Here is a 24,628-nt window from a genome sequence, read left to right on the forward strand (position 1 = left end):
CTTTTATAACGACCCAGTTGAAAGAATGATGAATTTATTTGTTGAGTTTGTTATGGAGGGATAAAAATATGAATTTAAAAGATATAATAAAAGGTTTAGACATAGTAAATAGTAAAGGAAATATTGAAGTGAACATAGAAGATATACATTATGATTCTAGAAAAGTAAATAAAAATAGTTTGTTTATATGTATAAAAGGATTTAGTGTAGATGGTCATAAATTTATACAAGATGCTATAAGCAAAGGTAGTATAGCTTTCATTGTAGAAGATGACGTTTATATAGATGGATATACTTTTATAAAAGTTAAAGATACTAGAAAAGCCATGGCAAAAATATCTTCAAATTTCTTTAATGAGCCAACGAAGGATTTAAATTTAATAGGAGTTACAGGCACTAATGGAAAGACTACCATAACTCATTTACTAAAAGATGTGCTTGAACATAATAATGAAAATGTAGGATTGATTGGGACTATAAAAAATATAATAGGTGATAGAGAAATAATATCATCTAGAACTACTCCTGAGAGTATAGAGCTTCAAAACTATTTTAGAGAAATGATAAATAATAATAATAAATATTGTGTAATGGAGGTATCTTCTCATTCTCTTGAACTAAGTAGAGTAGATAATTGTGAGTTTAAAATAGGAATATTTACCAATTTAACTGAAGATCATCTAGATTTTCATAAAGATTTAAATGATTATAGAATAGCAAAAGAAAAGTTATTTTATAAAACTACTATAGGTAATGTGATAAATATAGATGATGAAGGTGGTAAAAAAATATATAAGTCTATTAAAAATTTAGAAGTTCCAGTTTTAACTTATGGTATAGAAGAAGATGCCAATATTAAAGCAAAAGACATAAAAATATATCCTAATGGTGTTGAATACAAACTAATAACTCCAGAATACAAAGCCGATATATATGTACCTATTTCAGGAAGATTTACTGTTTATAATTCATTAGCAGTAATAGGTGCATGCTATTTAATGAATATTTCTAAAGAAATAATTATAGAGGGACTTAAAAATACAAAAGGAGTTCCTGGAAGGTTTGAAAATATAAATAGCAGTAAAGGATTTAATGTAATTGTTGATTACGCACATACACCAGATGCTCTTGAAAATATTTTAAAGACAGCTAAAGAGTTTGTAAATGGGAAAATAATAACTGTATTTGGATGTGGAGGAGATAGAGATAAAACTAAAAGACCTTTAATGGGACGAATTAGTCAAAAATACTCTGATTTTACTATAGTAACATCAGATAATCCTAGAACTGAAACTCCTATTAATATAATAAAAGATATTTTAAAAGGAATGGATGATAATAAACAAAACTATGAAATTGTTGTAGACAGAAAAGCAGCTATAAATAAGGCTATAAATATAGCAAGGAGTGGAGATATTGTTATTATAGCAGGAAAAGGACATGAAGATTATCAGGTTATAGGAAAAGAAAAAATACATTTCGATGACAAAGAAGTAGTAAAAGAAATTTTAGGGGAGGAATAAAAATGAATCCTATTAAAATAAGAGAAATATTAAATTGTACAAATGGAAAATTAATTAAGGGAAATAGTGAAGATTTAATTCTAAATATATGCACTGACAGTAGAAAAGCAAATGATGGAGATTTATTTATACCCTTAATTGGAGAAAATTTTGATGGACATAATTTTATATTAAGTGCTTATGAAAAAGGAACTAAAAGCTTCTTAAAAAATGAAGATCAAGATATAAATTTAAACTTTAACAATATAAATATAATAGAAGTTAAAGATACAATAAAAGCATTAGGAGATATAGCAAAATATTATAAAAGTAAATTTCCTATAAATTATGTAGGAGTTACAGGAAGTACAGGAAAAACTACAACAAAAGATATAATACATAGTGTTTTATCTAGTAAATATAATACTTTAAAAAATGAAGGGAATTTTAATAATCACATAGGATTGCCTTTTACAATATTTAATTTAAATAATAAATATGAATGTGCAGTACTTGAAATGGGAATGTCTTCTTTTGGAGAAATAGAGTACTTAACAAATATTGTAGAGCCTAAAATTGGTGTTATTTCAAATGTTGGGCTTTCTCATATAGAAAATTTAGGATCACAAGAAGGAATTTTAAAAGCAAAACTTGAAATAACTGCTAATTTCAAAGGAAATAATGTGTTAATTATAAATGGAGATGACGAATACTTAAAAAGAATAAAAAATAAAAATCTAAACTATAAATTAAAATCTTTTGGATTTGAAAAAAATAATGATTTATACTGTATAGGATATAAAATGGATAAAAAAGGGATATATTTTAACTGTATAGTATATGGTAAGAAAGAAGAATTTTTTATTCCAGCAAGAGGAAAGCACAATATATATAATGCCATGGCAGCAATTTTAGTAGGTATTGAGCTAGATTTAAATATGGATGAAATAAAAAATGGACTTTTAAGCTTTAAACCTAGTAAAATGAGGTTAGATATATTAAAAAATGAATCATTAACTATAATAAATGATGCGTACAATGCAAGTCCAGACTCTATGAAAGCAGCTCTTGAGATACTAGGAGAATATAAAGACAATAGAAAAATAGCAATACTTGGAGATATGCTGGAAATGGGAGATTATGCTGAATCTGGGCATCGAATTGTTGGAAAGTTAGCGAAGGATAAGAGTAATATTATTATAACTGTAGGAAAAAATTCACAGTATATAGGTACTCAGGCTTTATATGAAGGATTTAATAAAGAAAATGTAATTCATTTTAGGAGTAACCTAGAAGTTATGGATTATCTAAAGAAAATGTTAAAACAAAATGATGTTATATTAGTAAAGGGATCTAGAGGAATGAAAATGGAGGAAATAGTTAAATTTTTAAATGACTATACTATCTAGCATATACGGATAAAACCAAAAGCTTTATAATAAGCTTTTGGTATGAGAGAGGAGATTGGTAAAATGAATGATTTAAAAGAAATAGTATTTACAATAATAATTTCTTTTGTAATAACACTAATACTAGGACCTATATTTATACCTATGCTTAAAAGGTTAAAGTTTGGGCAGACAGTTAGAGATGAAGGACCTAAAACTCATTTGTCTAAAAATGGAACACCTACTATGGGTGGAATTATAATGATGATTGCAATACTTATTACCTGCCTTACAACAACTAGATTAAATAAGGATATGATATTTGCATTAGTTGCTATATTTGGATTTGGCCTTATAGGATTTATAGATGATTATATAAAAGTAGTATTAAAAAGATCATTAGGGCTTAGAGCTTATCAAAAAATAGTAGGGCAGTTAATAATTGCTACTGTTTTAGCTATTTATCAATCTAAAACATCAATACTTGGAACGCAGGTTATAGTTCCTTTTTTAAAAACTAACATAGACTTAGGAATATTTTACATACCATTTATTATATTTGTTACAATAGCCACAGTTAATAGCGTTAATTTAACTGATGGACTTGATGGATTAGCATCTGGGGTTACACTTATAGTAGCTTCGTTTTTTGCAATGATTGCAAGTCACTTGGGAAATACTAGCATATATATAGTTTCTGCAGCTTTAGTTGGAGCTTGCCTTGGATTTTTAAAATTTAATGCTCATCCAGCTCAAGTTTTTATGGGGGATACAGGTTCTATGGCATTAGGAGGAGCTGTTGCTGCTGCTGCTATACTTATGAATTTATCTTTGATAATTCCAATTGTTGGAGGGATATATTTTGCAGAATCTTTATCTGTAATTATACAAGTTACATCATTTAAGCTTACAGGAAAAAGAGTTTTTAAAATGAGTCCTCTCCATCATCATTTTGAACTTGAAGGATGGCATGAGACTAAGGTAGTAACAGTATTTTGGATAACAAGTGTAATTTTAAGTGTAATAGGTTTCTTAGCATTATTATAAAAAATTCGCTTCATACTAACATTTATAATATCCTATAGAGTAAAAAGAGTACATAATAAGGGGGAGTTGAATATGAAGTTAAAAGACAAAACAGTACTATTGGTAGGGCTTGCTAAAACTGGAATATCTACAGTGAAAAAATTAATTAATATGGGAGCTAATGTTGTTGTAAATGATATCAAAAAAGAAGAGCAGCTAAAAGATATAATAAACAATTTAAAAGGGTATAATGTTAAATATATACTAGGAAAACATATAGAAGATGTAACTGACATAGATTTAGCTATAGTATCCCCTGGAGTTCCTCTAGATCTTCCATTTATTGAAAAAATAAAAAGAAATAATATAGAAGTTATAGGAGAGGTAGAATTTTCTTATAGATTATCTAAAGGTATTTTCATAGGAATTACAGGTACAAATGGGAAAACCACAACTACTACACTTACTGGAGAAATATTTAAAGCAGCTAATAAAGATACTTATGTAGTTGGAAATATAGGAAATCCAGTAATAGATGTAGTTGATGAGGCTAACGAAAACTCAATATTTGTTACAGAACTTAGCAGTTTTCAACTTGAGAGTATTAAGGAATTTAGACCAAAAGTAAGTTCTATACTTAACATAACTGAAGATCACTTAAATAGACACAAAACAATGGAAAACTATATAAATGCAAAAGCAAGAATATTTGAAAATCAAAATGAAGAAGATTTTACAGTACTAAATTACGATTGTCCTATAGTTCGTTCTTTAGCATCTAAATGCAAAAGTAGAGTGGTATTTTTTAGTAGAAAAGAAATACTTAAGGAAGGGGTATTTGTAGAGAAAAATAGTATTATAATAAAATTTGAAGGAATAAATACTATTTTAATGAATAAAAATGAAATTAATATACCAGGAAATCATAATCTAGAAAATGCATTAGCTGCAATTGCCATAGGAGTAATTTTAAATTTAGATTTGGATGTAATAAAAAATATATTAAAAACTTTTAATGGAGTAGAGCATAGACTTGAGTTTGTAAAAGAAATAAATAATATTAAATTTGTTAATGATTCTAAAGGAACAAATCCAGACGCATCTATTAAAGCAATAAAATCCTACAATGAACCTATTATATTAATTGCAGGAGGAATGGACAAAAAAAGTGATTTTACAGAGTTTATAAAACATTTTAAAGGAAGAGTAAAAGAATTAGTTCTTCTAGGTGAAACTGCAGGTATAATAGAAAAAACAGCGAATAAAGAAGGATTTACTAATTGTCATAAAGTAAAAAATATGAAGGAAGCAGTGAAAAAGTCATATGAACTAGCAAGATCTGGATATGTAGTATTACTTTCTCCTGCTTGTGCTAGTTGGGATATGTATGAAAGTTATGAAATTAGAGGAAAAGACTTTAAGAATGAAGTATTTAGCCTTTAAATTTTAAGGAGGTTTTTAAATGGCTAAAAAAAGAGAAAAGCATTTTGATCCATATATTTTTTATACAACTTTAACTTTAGTAATAATAGGCATAGTAATGGTGTTTAGCTCTAGTTATGTTCAAGCAAAGTTTAAAATGGATGATGCATATTATTTTTTAAAGAGAAATATAATTTATGCAAGTATGGGTTTCTTTGCAATGATGTTTGTATCAAAAATTAATTATAAGAGATTAGAAAAGTTTATTCCAGTAATTGGCGGGGTTACTGCATTATTATTAGTTGCAGTATTAACTCCTTTAGGAATATCATTCAATGGTGCAAAGAGATGGCTTGGAGTTGGGGGGCTTACAATAATGCCATCTGAAATAGCTAAATTTGCTTCTATAATAATAGTAGCAAAAGTAATAGAGAATAAAAAAGATAAAATAAGTAGTTTAGTACAAGGAATTTTACCTCCACTTTTAATTTCAGGATTATTTTTTATACTTATAGTCTTACAGCCTGATCTTTCAACGGGTGGAACTATCATGATGACTACATTTGTAATGCTATTTGTAGCTGGTATGGATTTAAAGTATGTTTATTCTATGATAGGAGCAGGTTTTGGACTTCTTGGAATAATGATTGCTATTGCACCTTATAGGCTAAAAAGACTTACATCTTTCTTAGATCCATTTAAGGATCCATTAGGAGATGGTTATCAGGTAATACAGTCATTATATGCTTTAGGATCAGGAGGATTATTTGGGCTAGGTCTTGGGAGAAGTAGACAAAAATTCTTTTATATACCAGAGCCTCAAAATGATTTTATATTTGCTATAATAGGAGAAGAGCTTGGATATATAGGATGTATATTTTTACTATTATTATTTTTATTTTTAATATATAGATGTATAAGAGTTGCTATTAATTGTCCGGATACTTTTTCTTGTATGTTAGTTACTGGAATTACGGCTCAGATAGGAATACAGGTTATGATTAATATCGCTGTTGCAACTTCATCTATGCCTGTTACAGGAATGCCACTTCCTTTTATAAGCTATGGAGGAAGTTCACTTATAATATTTATGGCAGCAATTGGATTAATATTAAATATATCAAGACATGTTAAGTTGGACAGGAGTTGATAAAATGAAAGTTTTGATTTCTGGAGGAGGAACTGGAGGACATGTTTATCCAGCAATAGCTATAGCTAATAAATTAAAAGAAGAGATAAAAGATGTCGAAATATTATTCGTAGGAACTAAGAATGGTATTGAAAGTGAAATTGTTCCAAAAGCTGGATATGAATTAAAAACTATTACTGTACAAGGGTTTAGAAGAAAAGTAAGTGTTGAAAATATTAAAAGAGTAATTAAATTATTTAAGGGACTAGAGCAATCTAGAAGAATAATAAAAAGTTTTAGACCAGATATAGTTATTGGAACTGGTGGATATGTATGTGGACCTGTTGTATTTAATGCAGCTGTTAATAAAATACCTACTGTTATACATGAACAAAATGCATTTCCAGGAATAACAAACAAAATACTTTCAAAAGTAGTAAATAAAATTTTGATAAGCTTTGAAGATGCAAAAAAGCATTTTAAAGATAAAGATAATATTGTGCTTACTGGTAATCCTGTTAGAAAAGAAATTTTGCATTCTAATAAAACAACTTCAAGAAGAAAGCTTGGAATTGCTGAAGATAAAAAGATGGTTTTATGTGTAGGTGGAAGTGGAGGAGCGAAAAAATTAAATGATTGTATGCTCTCTATTATTCCTAATTTTATTAAAGAAGATATACAGTTTATACATGTTACTGGAAAAAACCATTATGATGATTTTATAAATTCTATAGGAGATGTAAATCTAAAAGGATGTCAAAAAATCATTCCTTACCTTGATGATATGGCTAATGCATTAGCAGCTTGTGATTTAGTTATATGTAGTGCAGGAGCTATAACTCTTGCAGAAGTTACAGCCCTTGGAAAGCCTTCTATTGTAATTCCAAAGGCTTATACTGCTGAAAATCATCAAGAATTTAATGCAAAGAGTATTGAAAAAAAGGGTGCTGGTATAGCTATTTTAGAAAAACATCTAACATCTAATAAGTTAGATAAAACTATATTTAAAATTTTAGGAGATAGAGAAAAATTAAAGAGTATGGAAAAAAATAGTAAATCCATTGGAAATCCTGATTCTCTAAATATAATATACAAAGAAATTATAGATATGTTAAAGTAACATAAAACCCTACTAATACATAAAATTATATAATATAAAGGTAGTTTTATTGAATTTTTAAAAGTCAAATTTAATAATCTTTAGAATAAAGACTTTTTCATTTTTAGTAGGGGGTGGCCCTTTTGGCAAAATATATAGTTTGTGGTGGAAATAAATTAGAAGGAGAGATAACTTTAAAAGGTGCAAAAAATGCAGTTTTACCTGTTATTGCAGCAACTATATTAAATGAGGGAGAAAGTATAATACACAATATACCTAATATATCAGATGTAAAAGTAATGATTGATATATTAACACATATAGGTTGTTATGTGAAAATGGAAGATGGAACCTTAATTATAAACACTAAAGATATTAATTCATCTGAGATACCAGAAAAATTTGTTAGGAAAATGAGATCTTCTATTGTATTACTTGGAGCAATGGTTGGAAGGTTTGGATACACTAAAATTAGTTATCCAGGAGGATGTGAGATAGGACCAAGGCCGATAGATCTTCATTTAAAATCTTTAGTACAAATGGGAGTTAAAGTAGAAGAGATACATGGGTTTATTAATTGTACAAGAGAAAATCTTAAACCTTGTGATATACATTTAGATTTTCCAAGTGTTGGAGCAACAGAAAATGTAATGCTTGCGGCTGTAAAGACAAAAGGAGTAACAAGAATTTATAATGCAGCAAAAGAACCTGAAATAGTTGATCTTGCTGATTTTTTGAATGCTATGGGAGCAAAAATAAAAGGAGCAGGAAGTAGTTGTATAGAAATAATAGGTGTTAAAAAACTTCAAAATGTTGAATATAAGATAATACCAGATAGAATAGCTGTAGGAACTTATCTAGTTGCAGGAGCAATGACAGGAGGAAAAATTATTATTGATGATGTTATACCAGATCATATTAATAGTATAGTTTCAAAGCTTAAGGAAGCAGGATGTGAAATTGAATATATAGGAAGTAAAGTTAAATTAATTGCTCCAAAAACTATAAAATCTATTGATATAATAAAAACACTTCCATACCCAGGATTTCCAACAGATATGCAAGCTCAAATGATGGCTTTAATGACATTAGGAAATGGAACTTGTATAGTTAGTGAAAATATATTTGAAAATAGATTTAAACATTGTGAGGAACTTATTAGAATGGGAGCTAATATAAATGTAAATGGAAAATTTGCTGTCATTAAAGGTGTAAAAATATTAATGGGGACAAAGGTAAGATCTTCTGATTTAAGAGGAGGAGCGGCATTAGTTTTAGCAGGGCTTGCTGCTACTGGATATACAGAGATAGAAAATATACATCATATTGATAGAGGTTATGAGTCTATGGAAAAGGTTCTAAGTAGTCTAGGTGCTAATATTATTAGGGCTTAGGCTTAAGCCTTTTTTTGATTTGTTTTAGAGGGGGCAAAATATATGAAAAGAATACATAATATATTATTATTAATAGTTTTTATAGTTTCTATATTTGGGTATATATTTATGAAGACTGATTTTTTATTTCTTAAAGAGTTAACTATAGTTGGACAAGTTAAATTAAATAAAGAAGATATACTTAGTAGTGGTAAAATAGAAATGAATAAAAATATATATATGTATAATGTAAAAGACATAAAAGAAAACTTGCTACAAAACGCATACATAAAAGATGTAAATATAAAAATTAAATTTCCAAATAAGATGATTATAGACTTAGTGGAGAGAGTAGATATGTGTGCTATACCGTATATGGGATCATATGTACTTATAAATGAAGAAGGAATAGTTCTAAAAGTAGAAGAAGATATTAATAATATTGACAATCCTTTACTTACAGGAATAAAATTTAAAAATTTAAAAGTAGGAGAAAAAATAAAATTAGATGATAATGATTTTTTGGTAAAAATATTAGATTTGCTAAATTCCTGTAATAATGCTAATATTTTAAGTAATATATCTGAAATAAATATAGACAAAAATAAAAATATTAAATTATATACTGTACAGGGAGTAGAAGTCTTACTTGGAAAAGGTGAAAACTTAGATTACAAAATGCTTGAGTTGAATAAAATATTAATAGACCTATATACAAGAAATATATCAAAAGGTATAGTTGATATGAGGTATAATGCTTATCCTGTGTATAGGCCTGAATAGGTGGTGAGGTATTTTGAAAAAAAATAGTTTGTCATTATTAATATTAAGCTTTTTTTTAGGAATGTTGCTTATTATTGAATTTAAAACTGTGGATAAAACAACAGGGGGGTTAGTATCTTCTCAAAAGGCAAATCAATTAGCCATAGAACTTAAGAGTTTAAAGGACAGGAAAGAAGGTTTGTTAAAAGAGTTAAAATCTTTAGAAAATAGAATTGATGAATATAAAAATTCTGAAGCCGAGAAAAGTGTAATTGTAAAAAATTTAAAAGAAGATATGAAGAAGTATGAGGTTCTATCTGGATATACTGATGTTAAAGGCTCAGGAGTCATAATAAGATTAGAAGAACCACAGGGGGATTCAAATAGTAATATATTACTATATAATTATGATTATTTATTAGCTATAATAAATAAATTAAAGGCAGCAGGAGCAGAAGCTATATCGATAAATAATGAAAGAATCATTTCAAATACAGAAATTTTCTTGTCTGGAGAAAAATTAATTATAAATGGAAATCCAACTCTTCCCCCTTTTGAAATAAAATGTATAGGGAATTCAGATACTTTAGAGGCAGCTTTAAATCTAAGATTTGGAATAATATATAAAATGAGAAAATATTATGGATTAAGTGTAAGTGTAGAAAAAGAGGAAAACATTAAAATACCTAGATATAATAAAAAGATAAACCTAAAATATGCAAAACCAGTAGATAGTAAAATGCAGGTGAAGTAATATGAGTAAAAAAATAAAACAAAAATCTATAATATATTTAATGTTTTTTTTAGGAATTATAATATCTATTCATATGAAAAGCTTGAATCCTAATAATACTTTTGTTACTTTAAAAAGTATAAAAGAGATGGAAAATCAAATTAATTTAGAAAGAGTAGAACTTGAGAATATAAATAAATTAATTTTAGAAAGAAAATCTGATATAGCCAAATATGAACTTGAATTAAATGAAAATGGATCTATAAGTAGTATACTAGAAAAGGAATTAAAAGATATTAAAACTATAACTGGTTTTGAAGATGTAAAAGGAGAAGGAGTAATTGTAGAATTAAGAGATAGCGAAAGAGAATTAGGAGAAGGAGAAGACCCCAATGATTATTTAGTTCATGATATGGATGTTTTAATAATAGTAAATGATTTGAAAGTGGCAGGAGCAGAAGCTATATCTATAAATGGAGAAAGAGTGACAGCTCTATCAGAAATTAAATGTTCAGGTCCAACAATAACAATAAATGGTTCAACTTATGGACAACCCTTTGTTATAAAAGCTATAGGAAATAAAAAAATGCTACAAGCATCTATACAAGCTCAAAATTCTCATGCCTATTTATTGAAAGAAATTTATGGAATAGATGTACAGTTGAGACTTATGGATAAGATAATAATACCTAAATATTATAAAAAAATAAATTTAGAATATATAAAAGAAGGTGATTAATTTGATTTTATCATTGATAGGACTTGCGCTTGGAATAATTATTGGATATTATATACCTGTGACTTATCCTGATAGTTATTCTTTATACATATCTGTTGGATTATTAGCTGCAATGGATTCTGTATTTGGAGCTATAAGAGCAACATTAGAAGGAAAATACAATAGTATTATATTCATAACTGGATTTTTTGGAAATGCAATTTTAGCGGGTCTATTAGCTTATATAGGTGATAGATTAGGAGTACCACTTTATTATGCTTCTATATTTGTATTTGGAGGAAGGCTATTTCAAAATTTTGCTATTATTAGAAGGTACGTTTTTGGCAAATTAATGAGCAAAAAAAGAGGAGATTAATATTTTGTGTTGAATACCTTTAATATTAATAAAATTTTTGAGAAACAATAATGTAGTAAACATAGTATAAATTTTAAATGAATTATTATTGGTAAGGAGGTTTCTACATGCTACAATTTGATGTTGATATGGATCAATTTGCACAGATAAAAGTAATAGGAGTAGGCGGTGGAGGAAATAACGCTGTTAATAGAATGATAGAAGCTCAGTTAAAAGGAGTTGAGTTTATAGCTATAAATACAGATAAACAAGCTCTTTTTACCTCTAAAGCTGAACAAAAAATACAAATCGGAGAAAAATTAACAAGAGGTTTAGGAGCAGGAGCAAATCCTGAAATAGGGAAAAAAGCTGCAGAAGAAAGCAGAGAAGATATAATGCAGGCCCTTCAAGGTGCAGATATGGTTTTTGTTACTGCTGGTATGGGTGGCGGAACAGGAACAGGTGCAGCGCCAGTAGTAGCTCAAGTTGCTAAGGAATTAGGAATACTTACTGTAGGTGTTGTTACAAAACCATTCACTTTTGAAGGAAGAAGAAGAATGCTTCATGCGGAATCAGGTATAAAGGAGTTTAAATCTAATGTAGATACCTTAATAACAATACCTAACGATAGACTACTACAAATTGTTGAAAAGAAAACTTCTATGCTTGATGCTTTTAAAAAAGCAGATGATGTTTTACAGCAGGGAGTTCAGGGGATATCAGACTTAATAGCTGTTCCAGGACTTGTTAACCTAGATTTTGCTGATGTTCAAACTATAATGAGAGAACAAGGTCTTGCTCACATGGGCATAGGAAGTGCTAAAGGAGAAAATAGGGCTATTGAGGCAGCGAAACAAGCTATTCAAAGTCCACTACTTGAAACTTCAATAAGAGGAGCAAGAGGAGTATTACTTAATATAACTGGAGGATCAGATTTAGGACTATTTGAAATAAATGAAGCTGCAAGCTTAGTTCAAGAAGCATCGGATCCGGAAGCAAATATTATATTTGGTGCAGTTATAGATGAAGACTTAGGAGATGAGTTAAAAATTACTGTTATAGCAACAGGATTTCAAGAAGGACAAGATAATACTTTAGATATAGTAACTTTTAGAGATAAAGAAAAAAATAATGAAGTAAAAGAAGAAACAAAATCAAAAGAAGAAAAACAAAATAATTTAGACAATGATTTAGATATACCTACTTTTTTAAGAAGAAGATAATAAAGTCTTCTTCTTTTTTAGTTTTTGATAAATATTTTGTTACAAATTGAAGAAAAAATTTTAAATTCGACTACGCATTATGACACAAAAATAATAATTGATTTAGTATAATTTATGTATGATTAATTTAATTTATAACTTCAAAAAAGGTGATTTTAATGAAAATTTATGCAGAGTATTATTTTTTACAAAACTTATTATTAGATTATTTAATAATACAAACTACTGCTAAAATACTTAACTGCTATTTATCTAGATATAAAGCTTTATTTGGAGCATTACTGGGAGCAATATATTCTATGTTTTATTTTATTCCAAAACTTATTTTTTTATACAGCATTATATTTAAAATCATTTTTATTTTTATTATTATAGGAATTAGTTTTAATTATACTAATTTGAAACAATATTTCAAAATTTTAATTACTTTTTATCTAGTTAATATTTTTTTGGCAGGTAGTGGATTTTTTATAGTATACTGCACTGGAATAGATTATACGATAGTTTCTCTAGTTATTATAGGTGGGTTGTTTATTATTTTTAACAGTAAATTTTTAAGTGTTTTTTATAAATATCTAAGAAGTTTAAATATATTTAAAGAGATGCAAAAAGACGTATTGGTTAAAATTGAAGAAAATATTTTGAATTTTAGAGCTTTAATGGATACAGGTAATTTACTAAAAGACCCTATAACGAAAGATCCTGTCATGATAGTTGATGTAAAAAAATTAGAAAAAATTTTACCTAAAGAATTAGTTTATATAGACTATTCTATTATGGATTTTAAAAAGATAGACTATTTATTAAGTAAATTAAGTATTGAAATTTCAAATAGATTTAGAGTGATTCCATATAAGGTTGTAGGAAATGAAAAGGGTTTAATACTAGGAATTAAAGCTGATTATATAGAGGTAGAGGGAAATAAGAAGAATAATATTATTTTAGGTTTATCAAATTTTTCACAAAAAGATGAATATAATGCAATAATCAATCCTAGTGTTCTTTAAATAAATAGAGTATGTTTTATGGGGGGATATATATGTTAAAATTTTTTAATTTATTGAAAGGTAAAATTGTATATTTAATTAATAAGATATTAATTAAGTTTGGGTTTATGAATTATGATGAAATATACTATTTGGGTGGTAATGATGTGCTCCCACCACCATTAGATTCAAAAGAAGAAGCAGATCTTTTAAAAAATATTGACAAAGATGAAAATGTAAAAAGTATATTGATAGAAAGAAATTTAAGACTTGTTGTTTACATATCTAGAAAATTTGAAAATACTGGGCTAGATATAGAAGATTTAATTTCTATAGGAACTATTGGACTTATAAAAGCTGTAAACACATTTAAGCTGGATAAAAATATAAAACTTGCAACATATGCTTCAAGGTGTATAGAAAATGAAATACTTATGTATTTAAGGAAAAATAGCAAAAAAAAGGTTGAAGTTTCCTTTGATGAACCATTAAATATTGACTTAGATGGAAATGAACTTTTACTTTCAGATGTTCTTGGAACAGAAAATGATGAAATATACAAATTAATAGAAGAAGAAATAGATAGAGAGCTTCTTCAAATAGCTTTAGATAAATTATCTAGTAGAGAAAAACAGATTATGGAGTTAAGATTTGGGCTTCAAAGTGGAAATGAAAAAACACAAAAAGAAGTAGCAAATATTCTAGGTATATCACAATCATATATATCAAGACTTGAGAAAAAAATAATATATAGATTAACAAAAGAAATGAAAAAATTTGTATAGTTTCCTAATATTTACGACTCCTCAAAAGTATAAAAAATTTATTTATGTAAATAATTCAAAAGAAATAACTTGAGGAGAGGACTGGTACTGATGCAAATTAATAAAGTAGAAATATGTGGAGTAAATACATCTGAATTACCAGTATTGAGTAATAAACAAATGAAAGAGCTTTTGCTAAAAATAAAAGATGGAGATGAAGATTCTAGACAAGTATTTGTGCAAGGAAACTTAAGGTTAGTATTAAGTGTAATACAAAAATTTAATAACAGAGGAGAAAATATCGATGATTTATTTCAAATAGGATGTATAGGACTTATTAAAGCTATAGATAATTTTGACTTAAATCAGAATGTAAGATTTTCTACTTATGCAGTTCCAATGATTATAGGAGAAATAAGAAGATATTTAAGAGATAATAATCCTATAAGAGTAAGTAGATCCTTAAAGGATATAGCTTATAAAGCTCTTCAGATAAGAGAAAGACTTACTAGACAAAATTCTAAAGAACCTACTATATCTGATATAGCTAAGGAACTTGATATAGATAGAGAGGATATAGTTTTGGCTCTTGATGCTATACAAGATCCTATTTCATTATTTGATCCTATATATCAAGACAATGGTGATGCTATATATGTAATGGATCAAGTTCAAGATAAAAAAGGAAATGATGAAGTTTGGATAGAGGAAATTGCACTAAAAGAAGCTATTAAAAAATTAAATAGTAGAGAAAAGCTTGTACTTGACTTAAGATTTTATAAAGGAAGAACACAAATAGAAGTAGCTGAAGAAATAGGTATATCTCAAGCTCAAGTTTCAAGAATAGAAAAAAATGCTTTAAAAAATATGAGAAAATATATTTGACCTTAAAATTAAGGTCAATTTTTTTTTAGATTCTGTATTTGTTATAAAATAATTTGTTAATTCATAATTATTATTTATAAGGAGGGTGATTTATATGTTTAAAATATCAGAAATGATGGAAAAGGAAGTTGTGAATGTAAATAATGGAAAAAAATTAGGGTTTATAAATGATATAGAACTAGATATGAATGAAGGTAAAATAAGATCTTTAATTATTTTTAATGAAAACTCAAAATTGTATTTGCTGGGAAGAGGAGAAGTTTATTCAATTTTTTGGAATGATATAGTAAAAGTGGGGTGTGATACTATTTTAGTAAAGATAGACCAAAGAGTAGAATTTAATAACATAGACATATAGTTTGTTAATGTATATAATGAACTTAAGATAAAAAATGGAGGTATGCTATGAAGTGTCCATATTGTAATTTTTCTCAGTCTAAAGTAATTGATTCTAGACCAACAGATGAAGGAAGTTCTATAAGAAGAAGAAGAGAATGTGAAAGTTGTAAAAAAAGATTTACAACTTATGAAAAAGTAGAAGATATAACACTTATGGTGATAAAAAAAGATGGAAATAGGGAAAGATTTGATAGAAGTAAAATAATAAATGGAATTATAAAATCTTGTGAAAAAAGACCTGTATCTATTGATGTAATAGAAAATATAGTTACAGATATAGAAAATAGTATAAATAGAAGTATGGTTAGAGAAATAGATAGCAACAAAATAGGAGAATTAGTTATGGAGAAATTAAAGGAAATAGATGAAGTGGCTTATGTTAGATTTGCATCTGTTTATAGACATTTTAAAGACATAAATACTTTTTTACAAGAGCTTGAAAAAATTTTAAATGAGAAAAGGTGATTTCATGAAATACATATTTTTTGATGATATAAAAAAATATCCTTTTGTAAATATAGCTTTTACAACCAAGGATTTAGATATATCAAAGGAAATAGATAGAGAAGTATTTTGTAAAGATTTAGATTTTAATTTTAAAAATTTAACATTTAACAAGCAAGTACATGGAAACAATATAGCAATAATAGATGATGTCAATAAAATAGGCACAATTAGTGAAGGTGATGGACTTATAACAAAATTGTCTAAAGTTCCAATAATGGTGTTTGTAGCAGATTGTGTATCAATAGGATTTATAGATACAAAAAATAAGGTTATAGGATGTGCTCATGCTGGATGGAGAGGAACATTTGAAGAAATATCTTCAAATTTAATAAAAAACATGAAAAAAAATTTTAATTCTAAAAGCAATGATATAATTTGCATTATAGGACCATCAATAGGTCCTTGTTGTTATGAGGTAGGAGAAGATTTAATTAAAAAGTTTAACAATAAATTTACAAATATAGATGATAGTTTTTATATAATAAAAGATGAGAAGTATTTTTTAGACCTTTGGAGAATAAATGAATACATTTTGATTAACAATGGAATAAAAAAAGAAAATATAATTAATTTAAATTTATGTACACACTGCAATGGGGATTTATTCCATTCTTATAGAAGAGATAAAGGAACTTCAAAAAGAATGGGCTTTATAATTGAACTAATCTAAACAGGAGGATGAATATGGATAGAAAAATACTTGTTGTAGATGATGAAGAGCATATAGTTGAACTTTTAAAATTTAATTTAGAAATAAAAGGATATAAGGTTGAAGTAGCTTATGATGGATTAGATGGTTTTATTAAATCTAAAGAAGTAAATCCAGATTTAATACTTTTAGATAGAATGCTTCCTAATATGGATGGAATTGAAGTTTTAAAAAGAGTAAGAAATGATGAAAATATAAAAAATATACCTGTAATAATGCTTACTGCTAAAACTATGGAAAAAGATAAAATAGAAGGACTTGAAGTAGGAGCTGATGATTATATAACAAAGCCTTTTAGCATTGAAGAAGTATTAGCTAGAGTAAATGCTGTATTAAGAAGGTATTATTCAACTAAAGGAGAAAATAAAAATACTATTACTTTAGGAGAGATAAAAGTAGATCTTCAAAACTACGAAGTTATAAAAAATGGACAAAAAATAGACTTAACATTAAAAGAATTTGAACTTCTAAAATTGTTAATTCAAAATAGAGGCAAAGTTTTATCTAGGAATTTCTTATTAGATAAAATATGGGGATATGAATATTTTGGAGAAACTAGAACTGTAGATGTTCATATAAGACATTTAAGAAAAAAAATAGAAGATGATGATAAAAGACCTAAATATATAGAAACTATAAGAGGTGTTGGATACAAGATAAAGTAGAGAGCAGGTGATTAGTATAAATTATAATGATATATATGTATTAGTTTTATTGCTTACTATAATATCAATTTTAATATATAGATATCTAACAATATTGAGGAGATATTTAAAAGAAATCATACTTGTATCTAATAAAGTTAGTAATGGAGATTTTTCTGTTAAATTAAAAAATCAATATAGTGGTGATTTGGGAAGGTTATCTAATAATTTTAATTTTATGATAACTAAAATTAACAATAATATAGAGGAGCTTGAAGATAAAAATATTAAATTAAAATCTATATTAAAGAGTATATCTAATGGAATAGTAGCTATTGACAATGATGAAACAATACTTTTAATTAACGATGTAGCAAAAGAAATTTTCAATTATGAAAGTGATAAATTTGAAGGAGAAAAAATAGATAAAGTTATAAATAATGATGTCTTATTAAAGTCTATAAAAAACTTAATTCCTATTAGAAAAAGTACTCAGATACAAATAGAAGATGAAAAAGATAGATTTTATAAAGTAAAGATAGACCCTATATTATTAAAAAATGCAGAGAATGTTATAATAGGATCTATTATAAATATTGAAGATGTAACAGAAAATGTAAAACTTGAAAAGATAAGATCTGATTTTGTTGCTAATGTAACACATGAACTTAAAACTCCTCTAACATCTATAAATGGTTTTATTGAAACATTAAAAAGTAATAATGAAATTGATATTGAAACTAGAAATAGATTTTTAGATATAATTGATATTGAGTCAAATAGACTTAGAAGACTTATTGATGATATACTTATGCTATCATTTATTGAAAATAACAAAAATGATAAATATGAGGATGTTAATCTATGGGAAACATTTGAGGAAGTATTTGACCTTACTTTTAATTTAGCAAAAAATAAGAATATAAATTATACTTATAATTTCCCGAGTAAAGATATATATTTAAAAACAAACAAAGACTATATTAAGCAGATTTTTGTAAATCTAATAGACAATGCAATTAAATATACACCTGAAGAAGGAAGTGTAAGAGTTTTAGTAAAAGAAGATAGCAAAAATATAAAAATAAGTGTTAAAGACACAGGTATAGGAATACCTGATGAAGATATACCTAGGATATTTGAAAGATTTTATAGAGTAGATAAAGCTAGAAGCAAAAAAATAGGAGGAACAGGACTTGGACTTGCTATTTTAAAGCATATAGTTATATCTTTAAATGGAAAGATAGAAGTAAATAGTGAATTGAATAAAGGCACAGAATTCATAGTTATTATTCCAAAATAAGGATTTCCTTAATTTACAAGGAAATTTTTATTTTTTTTTTGAAAAAATAAGAAATATAAGAAATATCTAAATGATATCCTTTTAAAAGGAGATGGTGTAGTGAATAATTACATACATTTAATTACTTCTTCATTTATAATGGGAATAATAGGAAGGTTTTATATGATGAGGCTTGATTATAGGCAATATCCAACCTATCCTCAAGGATTTGTATCTCATATAACATTAGGCATGATTGCAGCTGCACTAGGAGCAGTAGCAGTTCCAGCTTTAGCAGAAAAAGAATTTTCAGCAGTTACATTTTTAGCATTAGCAGCACAACAGTTTAGAGATGTTAGAAATATGGAGAGACAAAGTCTAGATAATATAGAAAGTACAGAACTTGTGCCAAGAGGGACAGCTTATATTGAGGATATTGCAAAAGCTTTTGAGGCAAGAAATTATATGGCAATACTTACAGCTTTAGCTACAGGGACAACATTTTATGCATGTTCCAATATTTTTAAATTGAATAATATAATATCTACTATTGCATCTGTTTTAGCTGGAATAATAGTAGCTACATTTCTTAAAATTGTATTAACACGAGATAAAATTGGAGAAATAGCTGATGTAGTACCAGCTAAAATAAGTTTTGATGGACCACTACTTATGGTAAATAATGTTGTAATCATGAATATAGGACTTTCTTCTTCTAAAGAAAGATATTTAAAAGAAGGACTCGCTGTAGAAATAATTCCAAAAGATTCTAATAATATAGGAATCCTATCTAATGTAGGACAAAGACAAGCAATTGCACATAATGCTTGTGTACAGCTTGGAATCAAAAAAGATGTTGATGAGCCTGATTTTACTCCTATTGTCAGGAGGAATCCTAAAAATGAAAGTGTAGTTATGCCTATAATACCTGTTAAAAAGGATGAAAGCTTGCTTATAGAAATAATAAAAAATACTCCTGTTATAGAATCAGCAAAGGGGAAAACAAATTTCTTGAAAGGTAGGGAATAATTATGGATGTAGGTATAAATGATTTTATACTTGCTATAGTTACTACAGATAAAAAAATGGTATCTAATACAATACCTATATTTTATGTTGAGAATAGAGAAGAGTTAGAAAGAAGATCATTAATAATATCTAAGTGCATGATGGGGATGGTTCATGATGTACAAAATGATACATTTATAATAGTTAAACATTAAGGTACCTTAAAAGGTACCTTTTCTCATCTTGACTACTTAATATATTACATGATAATATAATTTGACATATTATTTAAAGAGTGGTGATGACTTTGGAAATAAAAAATACTGAAATGAAAAACATTATAAGCAATGTTAAAAAGAATAGTATAGCTCATGAACTTAAAATAGAAGAAGGAGATATATTGTTAAGTATAAATAATCAAAAGATACAGGATATTATTGAATATAAATTTTTAATTTCTGATGAGTATTTAGATGTAGAAATACAAAAGAAAAATGGAGAAATATATATATATGAAATAGAAAAAGAATATGATGAAGATTTAGGAATAGAGTTTATAAATCCTATTATAGATAGAGCTAGAAGTTGTAGTAATAAGTGTATGTTTTGTTTTATAGATCAACTACCAAAAGGAATGAGAAAAACACTTTACTTCAAAGATGATGATTCTAGATTATCTTTTTTACAAGGTAATTTTATAACTCTTACGAATATGAGTGAAGAAGATATAGAGAAAATGATAAGATATAGAATAAGCCCTGTAAATATATCTGTACATACTACTGATTCAGATTTAAGAGTTAAAATGTTAAATAACAAAAATGCGGGTAAATTATATGATATAATGAAAAAGCTAGCAAATGCTTCAATAGATATGAACTGTCAAATAGTACTTTGTCCTGATATAAATGATAAAGAGAATTTAGACAAAACTCTTTTAGATTTATCTAAATTATATCCTCATGTAAAAAGTGTTGCAATTGTTCCAGTGGGACTTACAAAATTTAGAGAAGGACTTTATAATTTAAAAGAGTTTGATAAAGAGAGTTCTCAAAATTTAATTTCTCAAATAAAACAGGTTCAAGAAAAGTTTTTAAATGATTTAGGAACTAGATTTGTGTTTTTATCTGATGAATTTTACATAATGGCTAAGGAAAAAATGCCGGATTATGAAAGCTATGAAGGTTTTCCTCAAATAGAAAATGGTGTAGGTTTAATTGCTAAATTTGAAAAAGAAGTAAATGACTATTTAAAAAATACATTTCTTAAATTAAAAAAGGAAAAAGTAGTTTCTATTGCTACAGGAGAATCAGCATTTGAGTTTATGAAAAATATTTCAAATAAAATTATGAATAATATAGAAGGATTAAAGATAAATATTTATAAAATAAGAAATGAATATTTTGGAGAAAGTATAACTGTAGCTGGTCTTATTACTGCAAGTGATTTGATTGAACAACTAAAAGGAAAAAATTTAGGAAATAAGCTTATCATTTCAAAATCTATGCTTAAATCAGATGAAGATATTTTTCTAGATGATATCACATTAGAAGAGCTTGAAAAAAAATTAAATATAAAAGTAATTCCTTCTAAAAATAAAGGAAGAGAATTTATAAAGAAATTAATAGGATAAAAGAAAGGAGATATTATTATGAGTAGACCAATAGTGGCTGTAGTTGGAAGACCAAATGTTGGAAAATCCACTTTATTTAATAAATTAGTTGGAAAAAGAATTGCAATAGTAGAAGATACGCCAGGAGTAACTAGAGATAGAATATATGCAGAGGGTGAGTGGTTAAATAAGTATTTTACTTTAATTGATACAGGAGGAATTGAACCTGAAAGTGAAGATATAATACTTTCTCAAATGAGAACTCAAGCTGAACTTGCAATGGATATGGCTCATGTAATATTATTTGTTGTAGATGGTAAAGTTGGGCTTACTAATGATGATAGAGAAGTTGCTCAAATGCTTAGAAAAACTAATAAACCAGTTTTATTAGTTGTAAATAAGGTAGATAATAAAAATAAATCTGAGCATTATTATGATTTTTATGAATTAGGATTTGGAGATCCTATAGAAATATCTGCTTCAATTGGTCTTGGAATAGGAGATCTATTAGATGAAGTTATTGAAAATTTTCCAGAAGGATTAGATACCGAGTATGACGAAGATATTATAAAGGTAGCGATTGTTGGTAAGCCTAATGCAGGAAAATCTTCTATACTAAACAATATACTAGGAGAAGAAAGAGTTATAGTAAGTCCTATAGCAGGAACTACAAGAGATGCAATAGATACTTATTTTGAAGATGGAGAAGATAAATATTTATTAATAGATACAGCAGGACTTAGAAGAAAAAGTAGAGTAAGTGAAAATATAGAAAAATACAGTGTATTAAGGTCTATTGCAGCAGTAGAAAGAGCTGATGTTGCTCTTATAGTAATTGATGCAACTCAAGGAGTTACAGAGCAAGATACTAAAGTAGCAGGAATTGCACATGATGAAGGAAAAGCATGTATAATTGTAATTAATAAATGGGATTTAATAGAAAAAGATGATAAAACAATGAATAAGTTTGTAAAACAAATAAGAGAAAAATTTCCATTTATGATGTATGCACCAATATTATTTGTTTCTGCAAAAACTAATCAAAGAATGCATAAATTATTACCAAAGATAAAATGTGTATCTAATGAACATTCAAAAAGAGTACATACAGGTGCTTTAAATGATGTTATAGGGGAAGCAGTACTTTTAAATCAACCACCTTCAGATAAAGGTAAGAGATTAAAAATTTACTATGGAACACAAACTTCTGTAAAACCTCCTAACTTTACACTATTTATTAATGATAAAGAGCTTACTCATTTTTCATATCAAAGATATTTAGAAAATAAAATAAGGGAGAATTTTGGTTTTGAGGGAACGCCTATAAGATTTAATTACAAAGAAAAAGAAAGGAAGAGATAGGTTATATGAACAATTATTTTTTATCCGCTTTAATTTCTTATTTCTTGGGAAATTTTTCAACGTCTTATATAATAGGTAAAACCATGGCAAAGATAGACATTAGAGACCATGGCTCAGGCAATGCAGGAACTACAAATGTACTTAGAACTTTAGGAAAAAAAGCAGCACTTTGGACATTCTTAGGAGATGGATTAAAAGGGGCTGTAGCTGTATTTGTAGGATTAAAATTAGGTGGTAAAAATGCAGCTTTAATTTCTGCTTTATTTGTAGTTTTAGGGCATGATTGGCCTGTTTTATTAAAATTTAGAGGGGGAAAAGGTGTTGCAACAACACTTGGCTCTATGTTAGCTATATACCCTCTGCAAGCTATTTTTTGCATGTTAATAGGAATAATAACTATATATAAAAGTAGGTATGTATCTCTTGGGTCAATACTTGGAATATGTGCTTTTCCATTTTTTATGTTCTTTAAGGGAAAAAATGAGTTTATACTATCTTTAGCGTTAATGTTTTTAATTTTATTTACACATAGAACCAATATAAAAAGACTTATTAATAAAAAAGAAAGAAAAATAGGTCAAAAGGTAGAAATAAGATAAATTAGGAAGGTGTCTTTATGGAAAAAATTTGTGTATTGGGTGCTGGTAGTTGGGGTAGTGCACTTGCAATTTTACTATCTAAAAAAGGTTATGATGTTAGCCTTTGGATGAGAAACAAAGACCAATATGAAAGTATGATAAAAACTAAAGAGAATGTAAAATATCTTCCAGGAGTAATATTGCCTAACAATATAAATTTAACATTAGATATAAAAGAAGCTGTAGAAAATTCTAAAATAGTAGTATTAGCAGTAGCATCTCAAGGCGTTAGAAAAGTTTTAAAATCTGCAAAAGAATTTATAAATAGTGATCAAATTATAGTTAATGTGGCAAAAGGCTTTGAAAAAGGTACTAATTTGAGAATATCACAGGTGGTTAAAGAAGAACTCCCATACAATAATTATGCTATATTATCTGGGCCTTCTCATGCTGAAGAAGTTTCAAAAGATATGCCAACTACAGTTGTTGTTGCATCAAATGATATAAAAATAGCTGAATATGTACAGGATACTTTTATAAATCCAAAATTTAGAGTATATACTAACCCTGATGTAATAGGAGTGGAACTTGGAGGAACTCTTAAAAATATAATTGCCTTTGGAGCAGGTGTATGTGATGGGCTTGGATATGGAGATAATACAAAAGCAGCTTTAATGACGAGAGGAATTAGAGAAATAGGAAGACTCGGTGTTGCCATGGGAGCTCATGGAAGTACTTTTTCAGGACTTTCAGGAATAGGAGATTTAATAGTTACGTGTACTAGCATGCACAGTAGAAATAGAAGAGCGGGTATATTAATAGGTCAAGGAAAAACACTAGAAGAAACTTTAAAAGAAATAAAGATGGTTGTAGAAGGAATAACAGCTACAGAGGTAGCGTATAATCTATCTAAAAAATATGGTATAGACATGCCGATAACTAAAGAAATATATGGAGTTTTATATGAAAATAAAAATGTAAATGAATCAGTTATAAATTTAATGCTTAGAAGTAAAACACATGAAATAGAAGAAGTTGTACTTGATGACAAATTTAATTTTTAATGAGTGTACTAAAATTCTCCATTGCTTTTTAATAAAGAAAAGCAATGGGGAATTTTTTTATTTTGTAATATTAATACTTTATTAATAATATATATTTA

General features: G+C 27.2%; 26 protein-coding genes. All 26 read left to right on the plus strand.

Annotated features, from left to right (window positions below):
- Positions 1 to 68: 68 nt before the first annotated feature.
- The 26 genes from BUA77_RS01565 (at position 69) to BUA77_RS01690 (ending at position 24,530) form a co-directional block, all read left to right on the plus strand.
- Positions 69 to 1,523, plus strand: a complete 1,455-nt coding sequence (locus BUA77_RS01565) for a UDP-N-acetylmuramoyl-L-alanyl-D-glutamate--2,6-diaminopimelate ligase (RefSeq protein ID WP_072886657.1) — start codon at positions 69 to 71, stop codon at positions 1,521 to 1,523.
- A 2-nt stretch (positions 1,524 to 1,525) separates the two neighbouring features.
- Positions 1,526 to 2,911, plus strand: a complete 1,386-nt coding sequence (locus BUA77_RS01570) for a UDP-N-acetylmuramoyl-tripeptide--D-alanyl-D-alanine ligase (RefSeq protein WP_072886658.1) — start codon at positions 1,526 to 1,528, stop codon at positions 2,909 to 2,911.
- Positions 2,912 to 2,974: 63 nt separating this feature from the next.
- A complete protein-coding gene (mraY, locus tag BUA77_RS01575) occupies positions 2,975 to 3,937 on the plus strand; it encodes a phospho-N-acetylmuramoyl-pentapeptide-transferase (protein ID WP_072886659.1) in 963 nt (320 codons plus the stop codon).
- A gap of 72 nt (positions 3,938 to 4,009) precedes the next feature.
- Positions 4,010 to 5,359, plus strand: coding sequence for a UDP-N-acetylmuramoyl-L-alanine--D-glutamate ligase (gene murD, locus BUA77_RS01580; RefSeq protein WP_072886660.1), 1,350 nt, complete (start codon positions 4,010 to 4,012; stop codon positions 5,357 to 5,359).
- Between the two features lie 19 nt (positions 5,360 to 5,378).
- On the plus strand, positions 5,379 to 6,488 hold the full coding sequence (gene ftsW / locus BUA77_RS01585; RefSeq protein WP_072886661.1) for a putative lipid II flippase FtsW: 1,110 nt from the start codon (positions 5,379 to 5,381) through the stop codon (positions 6,486 to 6,488).
- Positions 6,489 to 6,492: 4 nt separating this feature from the next.
- Positions 6,493 to 7,587 (plus strand): undecaprenyldiphospho-muramoylpentapeptide beta-N-acetylglucosaminyltransferase, encoded by a 1,095-nt coding sequence (murG, locus tag BUA77_RS01590; RefSeq protein ID WP_072886662.1) that lies wholly within the window; start codon positions 6,493 to 6,495, stop codon positions 7,585 to 7,587.
- 122 nt (positions 7,588 to 7,709) lie between these two features.
- Positions 7,710 to 8,960: a UDP-N-acetylglucosamine 1-carboxyvinyltransferase gene (gene murA / locus BUA77_RS01595; RefSeq protein WP_072886663.1), complete on the plus strand. Its 1,251-nt coding sequence runs from the start codon at positions 7,710 to 7,712 to the stop codon at positions 8,958 to 8,960.
- A gap of 42 nt (positions 8,961 to 9,002) precedes the next feature.
- A complete protein-coding gene (locus tag BUA77_RS01600; RefSeq protein WP_072886664.1) occupies positions 9,003 to 9,722 on the plus strand; it encodes a cell division protein FtsQ/DivIB in 720 nt (239 codons plus the stop codon).
- A gap of 13 nt (positions 9,723 to 9,735) precedes the next feature.
- A complete protein-coding gene (locus tag BUA77_RS01605; protein ID WP_072886665.1) occupies positions 9,736 to 10,455 on the plus strand; it encodes a DUF881 domain-containing protein in 720 nt (239 codons plus the stop codon).
- 1 nt (position 10,456) lies between these two features.
- Complete coding sequence (locus tag BUA77_RS01610) at positions 10,457 to 11,173, plus strand: DUF881 domain-containing protein (RefSeq protein ID WP_072886666.1); 717 nt, start codon at positions 10,457 to 10,459, stop codon at positions 11,171 to 11,173.
- A complete protein-coding gene (locus tag BUA77_RS01615; RefSeq protein ID WP_334292342.1) occupies positions 11,166 to 11,528 on the plus strand; it encodes a small basic family protein in 363 nt (120 codons plus the stop codon). Before BUA77_RS01610 ends, BUA77_RS01615 begins: the two co-directional genes overlap by 8 nt.
- A 107-nt stretch (positions 11,529 to 11,635) precedes the next feature.
- The gene (ftsZ, locus tag BUA77_RS01620; protein WP_072886668.1) at positions 11,636 to 12,730 is read left to right on the plus strand and encodes a cell division protein FtsZ; all 1,095 of its coding nucleotides are present in this window, start codon (positions 11,636 to 11,638) and stop codon (positions 12,728 to 12,730) included.
- Positions 12,731 to 12,888: 158 nt separating this feature from the next.
- Positions 12,889 to 13,737 (plus strand): sigma-E processing peptidase SpoIIGA, encoded by an 849-nt coding sequence (locus BUA77_RS01625; protein WP_072886669.1) that lies wholly within the window; start codon positions 12,889 to 12,891, stop codon positions 13,735 to 13,737.
- A gap of 32 nt (positions 13,738 to 13,769) precedes the next feature.
- Complete coding sequence (gene sigE, locus BUA77_RS01630; protein WP_072886670.1) at positions 13,770 to 14,501, plus strand: RNA polymerase sporulation sigma factor SigE; 732 nt, start codon at positions 13,770 to 13,772, stop codon at positions 14,499 to 14,501.
- Between the two features lie 90 nt (positions 14,502 to 14,591).
- The gene (sigG, locus tag BUA77_RS01635) at positions 14,592 to 15,365 is read left to right on the plus strand and encodes an RNA polymerase sporulation sigma factor SigG (protein WP_072886671.1); all 774 of its coding nucleotides are present in this window, start codon (positions 14,592 to 14,594) and stop codon (positions 15,363 to 15,365) included.
- A gap of 94 nt (positions 15,366 to 15,459) precedes the next feature.
- Positions 15,460 to 15,723 carry a YlmC/YmxH family sporulation protein gene (locus BUA77_RS01640; RefSeq protein WP_072886672.1) on the plus strand — a complete coding sequence of 88 codons (264 nt, stop codon included), beginning with the start codon at positions 15,460 to 15,462 and terminating at the stop codon, positions 15,721 to 15,723.
- Positions 15,724 to 15,770: 47 nt separating this feature from the next.
- Positions 15,771 to 16,229 carry a transcriptional regulator NrdR gene (gene nrdR / locus BUA77_RS01645; RefSeq protein ID WP_072886673.1) on the plus strand — a complete coding sequence of 153 codons (459 nt, stop codon included), beginning with the start codon at positions 15,771 to 15,773 and terminating at the stop codon, positions 16,227 to 16,229.
- A gap of 4 nt (positions 16,230 to 16,233) precedes the next feature.
- Entirely contained in the window at positions 16,234 to 16,941 is a 708-nt protein-coding gene (pgeF, locus tag BUA77_RS01650) for a peptidoglycan editing factor PgeF (protein ID WP_143151272.1), read from the plus strand.
- Positions 16,942 to 16,955: 14 nt separating this feature from the next.
- Complete coding sequence (locus tag BUA77_RS01655) at positions 16,956 to 17,645, plus strand: response regulator transcription factor (protein ID WP_072886675.1); 690 nt, start codon at positions 16,956 to 16,958, stop codon at positions 17,643 to 17,645.
- Positions 17,646 to 17,652: 7 nt separating this feature from the next.
- Positions 17,653 to 18,927, plus strand: a complete 1,275-nt coding sequence (locus tag BUA77_RS01660; RefSeq protein WP_242939064.1) for a HAMP domain-containing sensor histidine kinase — start codon at positions 17,653 to 17,655, stop codon at positions 18,925 to 18,927.
- Between the two features lie 99 nt (positions 18,928 to 19,026).
- Positions 19,027 to 19,935, plus strand: a complete 909-nt coding sequence (locus tag BUA77_RS01665) for a YIEGIA family protein (RefSeq protein ID WP_072886676.1) — start codon at positions 19,027 to 19,029, stop codon at positions 19,933 to 19,935.
- Between the two features lie 2 nt (positions 19,936 to 19,937).
- On the plus strand, positions 19,938 to 20,129 hold the full coding sequence (locus BUA77_RS01670) for a capping complex subunit for YIEGIA (protein ID WP_072886677.1): 192 nt from the start codon (positions 19,938 to 19,940) through the stop codon (positions 20,127 to 20,129).
- 86 nt (positions 20,130 to 20,215) lie between these two features.
- Positions 20,216 to 21,547 (plus strand): DUF512 domain-containing protein, encoded by a 1,332-nt coding sequence (locus BUA77_RS01675; RefSeq protein ID WP_072886678.1) that lies wholly within the window; start codon positions 20,216 to 20,218, stop codon positions 21,545 to 21,547.
- Positions 21,548 to 21,565: 18 nt separating this feature from the next.
- Positions 21,566 to 22,888, plus strand: a complete 1,323-nt coding sequence (der, locus tag BUA77_RS01680; RefSeq protein ID WP_200773903.1) for a ribosome biogenesis GTPase Der — start codon at positions 21,566 to 21,568, stop codon at positions 22,886 to 22,888.
- 5 nt (positions 22,889 to 22,893) lie between these two features.
- Positions 22,894 to 23,487 carry a glycerol-3-phosphate 1-O-acyltransferase PlsY gene (plsY, locus tag BUA77_RS01685; protein ID WP_072886680.1) on the plus strand — a complete coding sequence of 198 codons (594 nt, stop codon included), beginning with the start codon at positions 22,894 to 22,896 and terminating at the stop codon, positions 23,485 to 23,487.
- 17 nt (positions 23,488 to 23,504) lie between these two features.
- Positions 23,505 to 24,530: an NAD(P)H-dependent glycerol-3-phosphate dehydrogenase gene (locus BUA77_RS01690; protein WP_072886681.1), complete on the plus strand. Its 1,026-nt coding sequence runs from the start codon at positions 23,505 to 23,507 to the stop codon at positions 24,528 to 24,530.
- Positions 24,531 to 24,628 lie beyond the last annotated feature (98 nt).

It is taken from the genome of Tepidibacter formicigenes DSM 15518 (genome assembly GCF_900142235.1).
GTDB lineage: Bacteria > Bacillota > Clostridia > Peptostreptococcales > Peptostreptococcaceae > Tepidibacter > Tepidibacter formicigenes.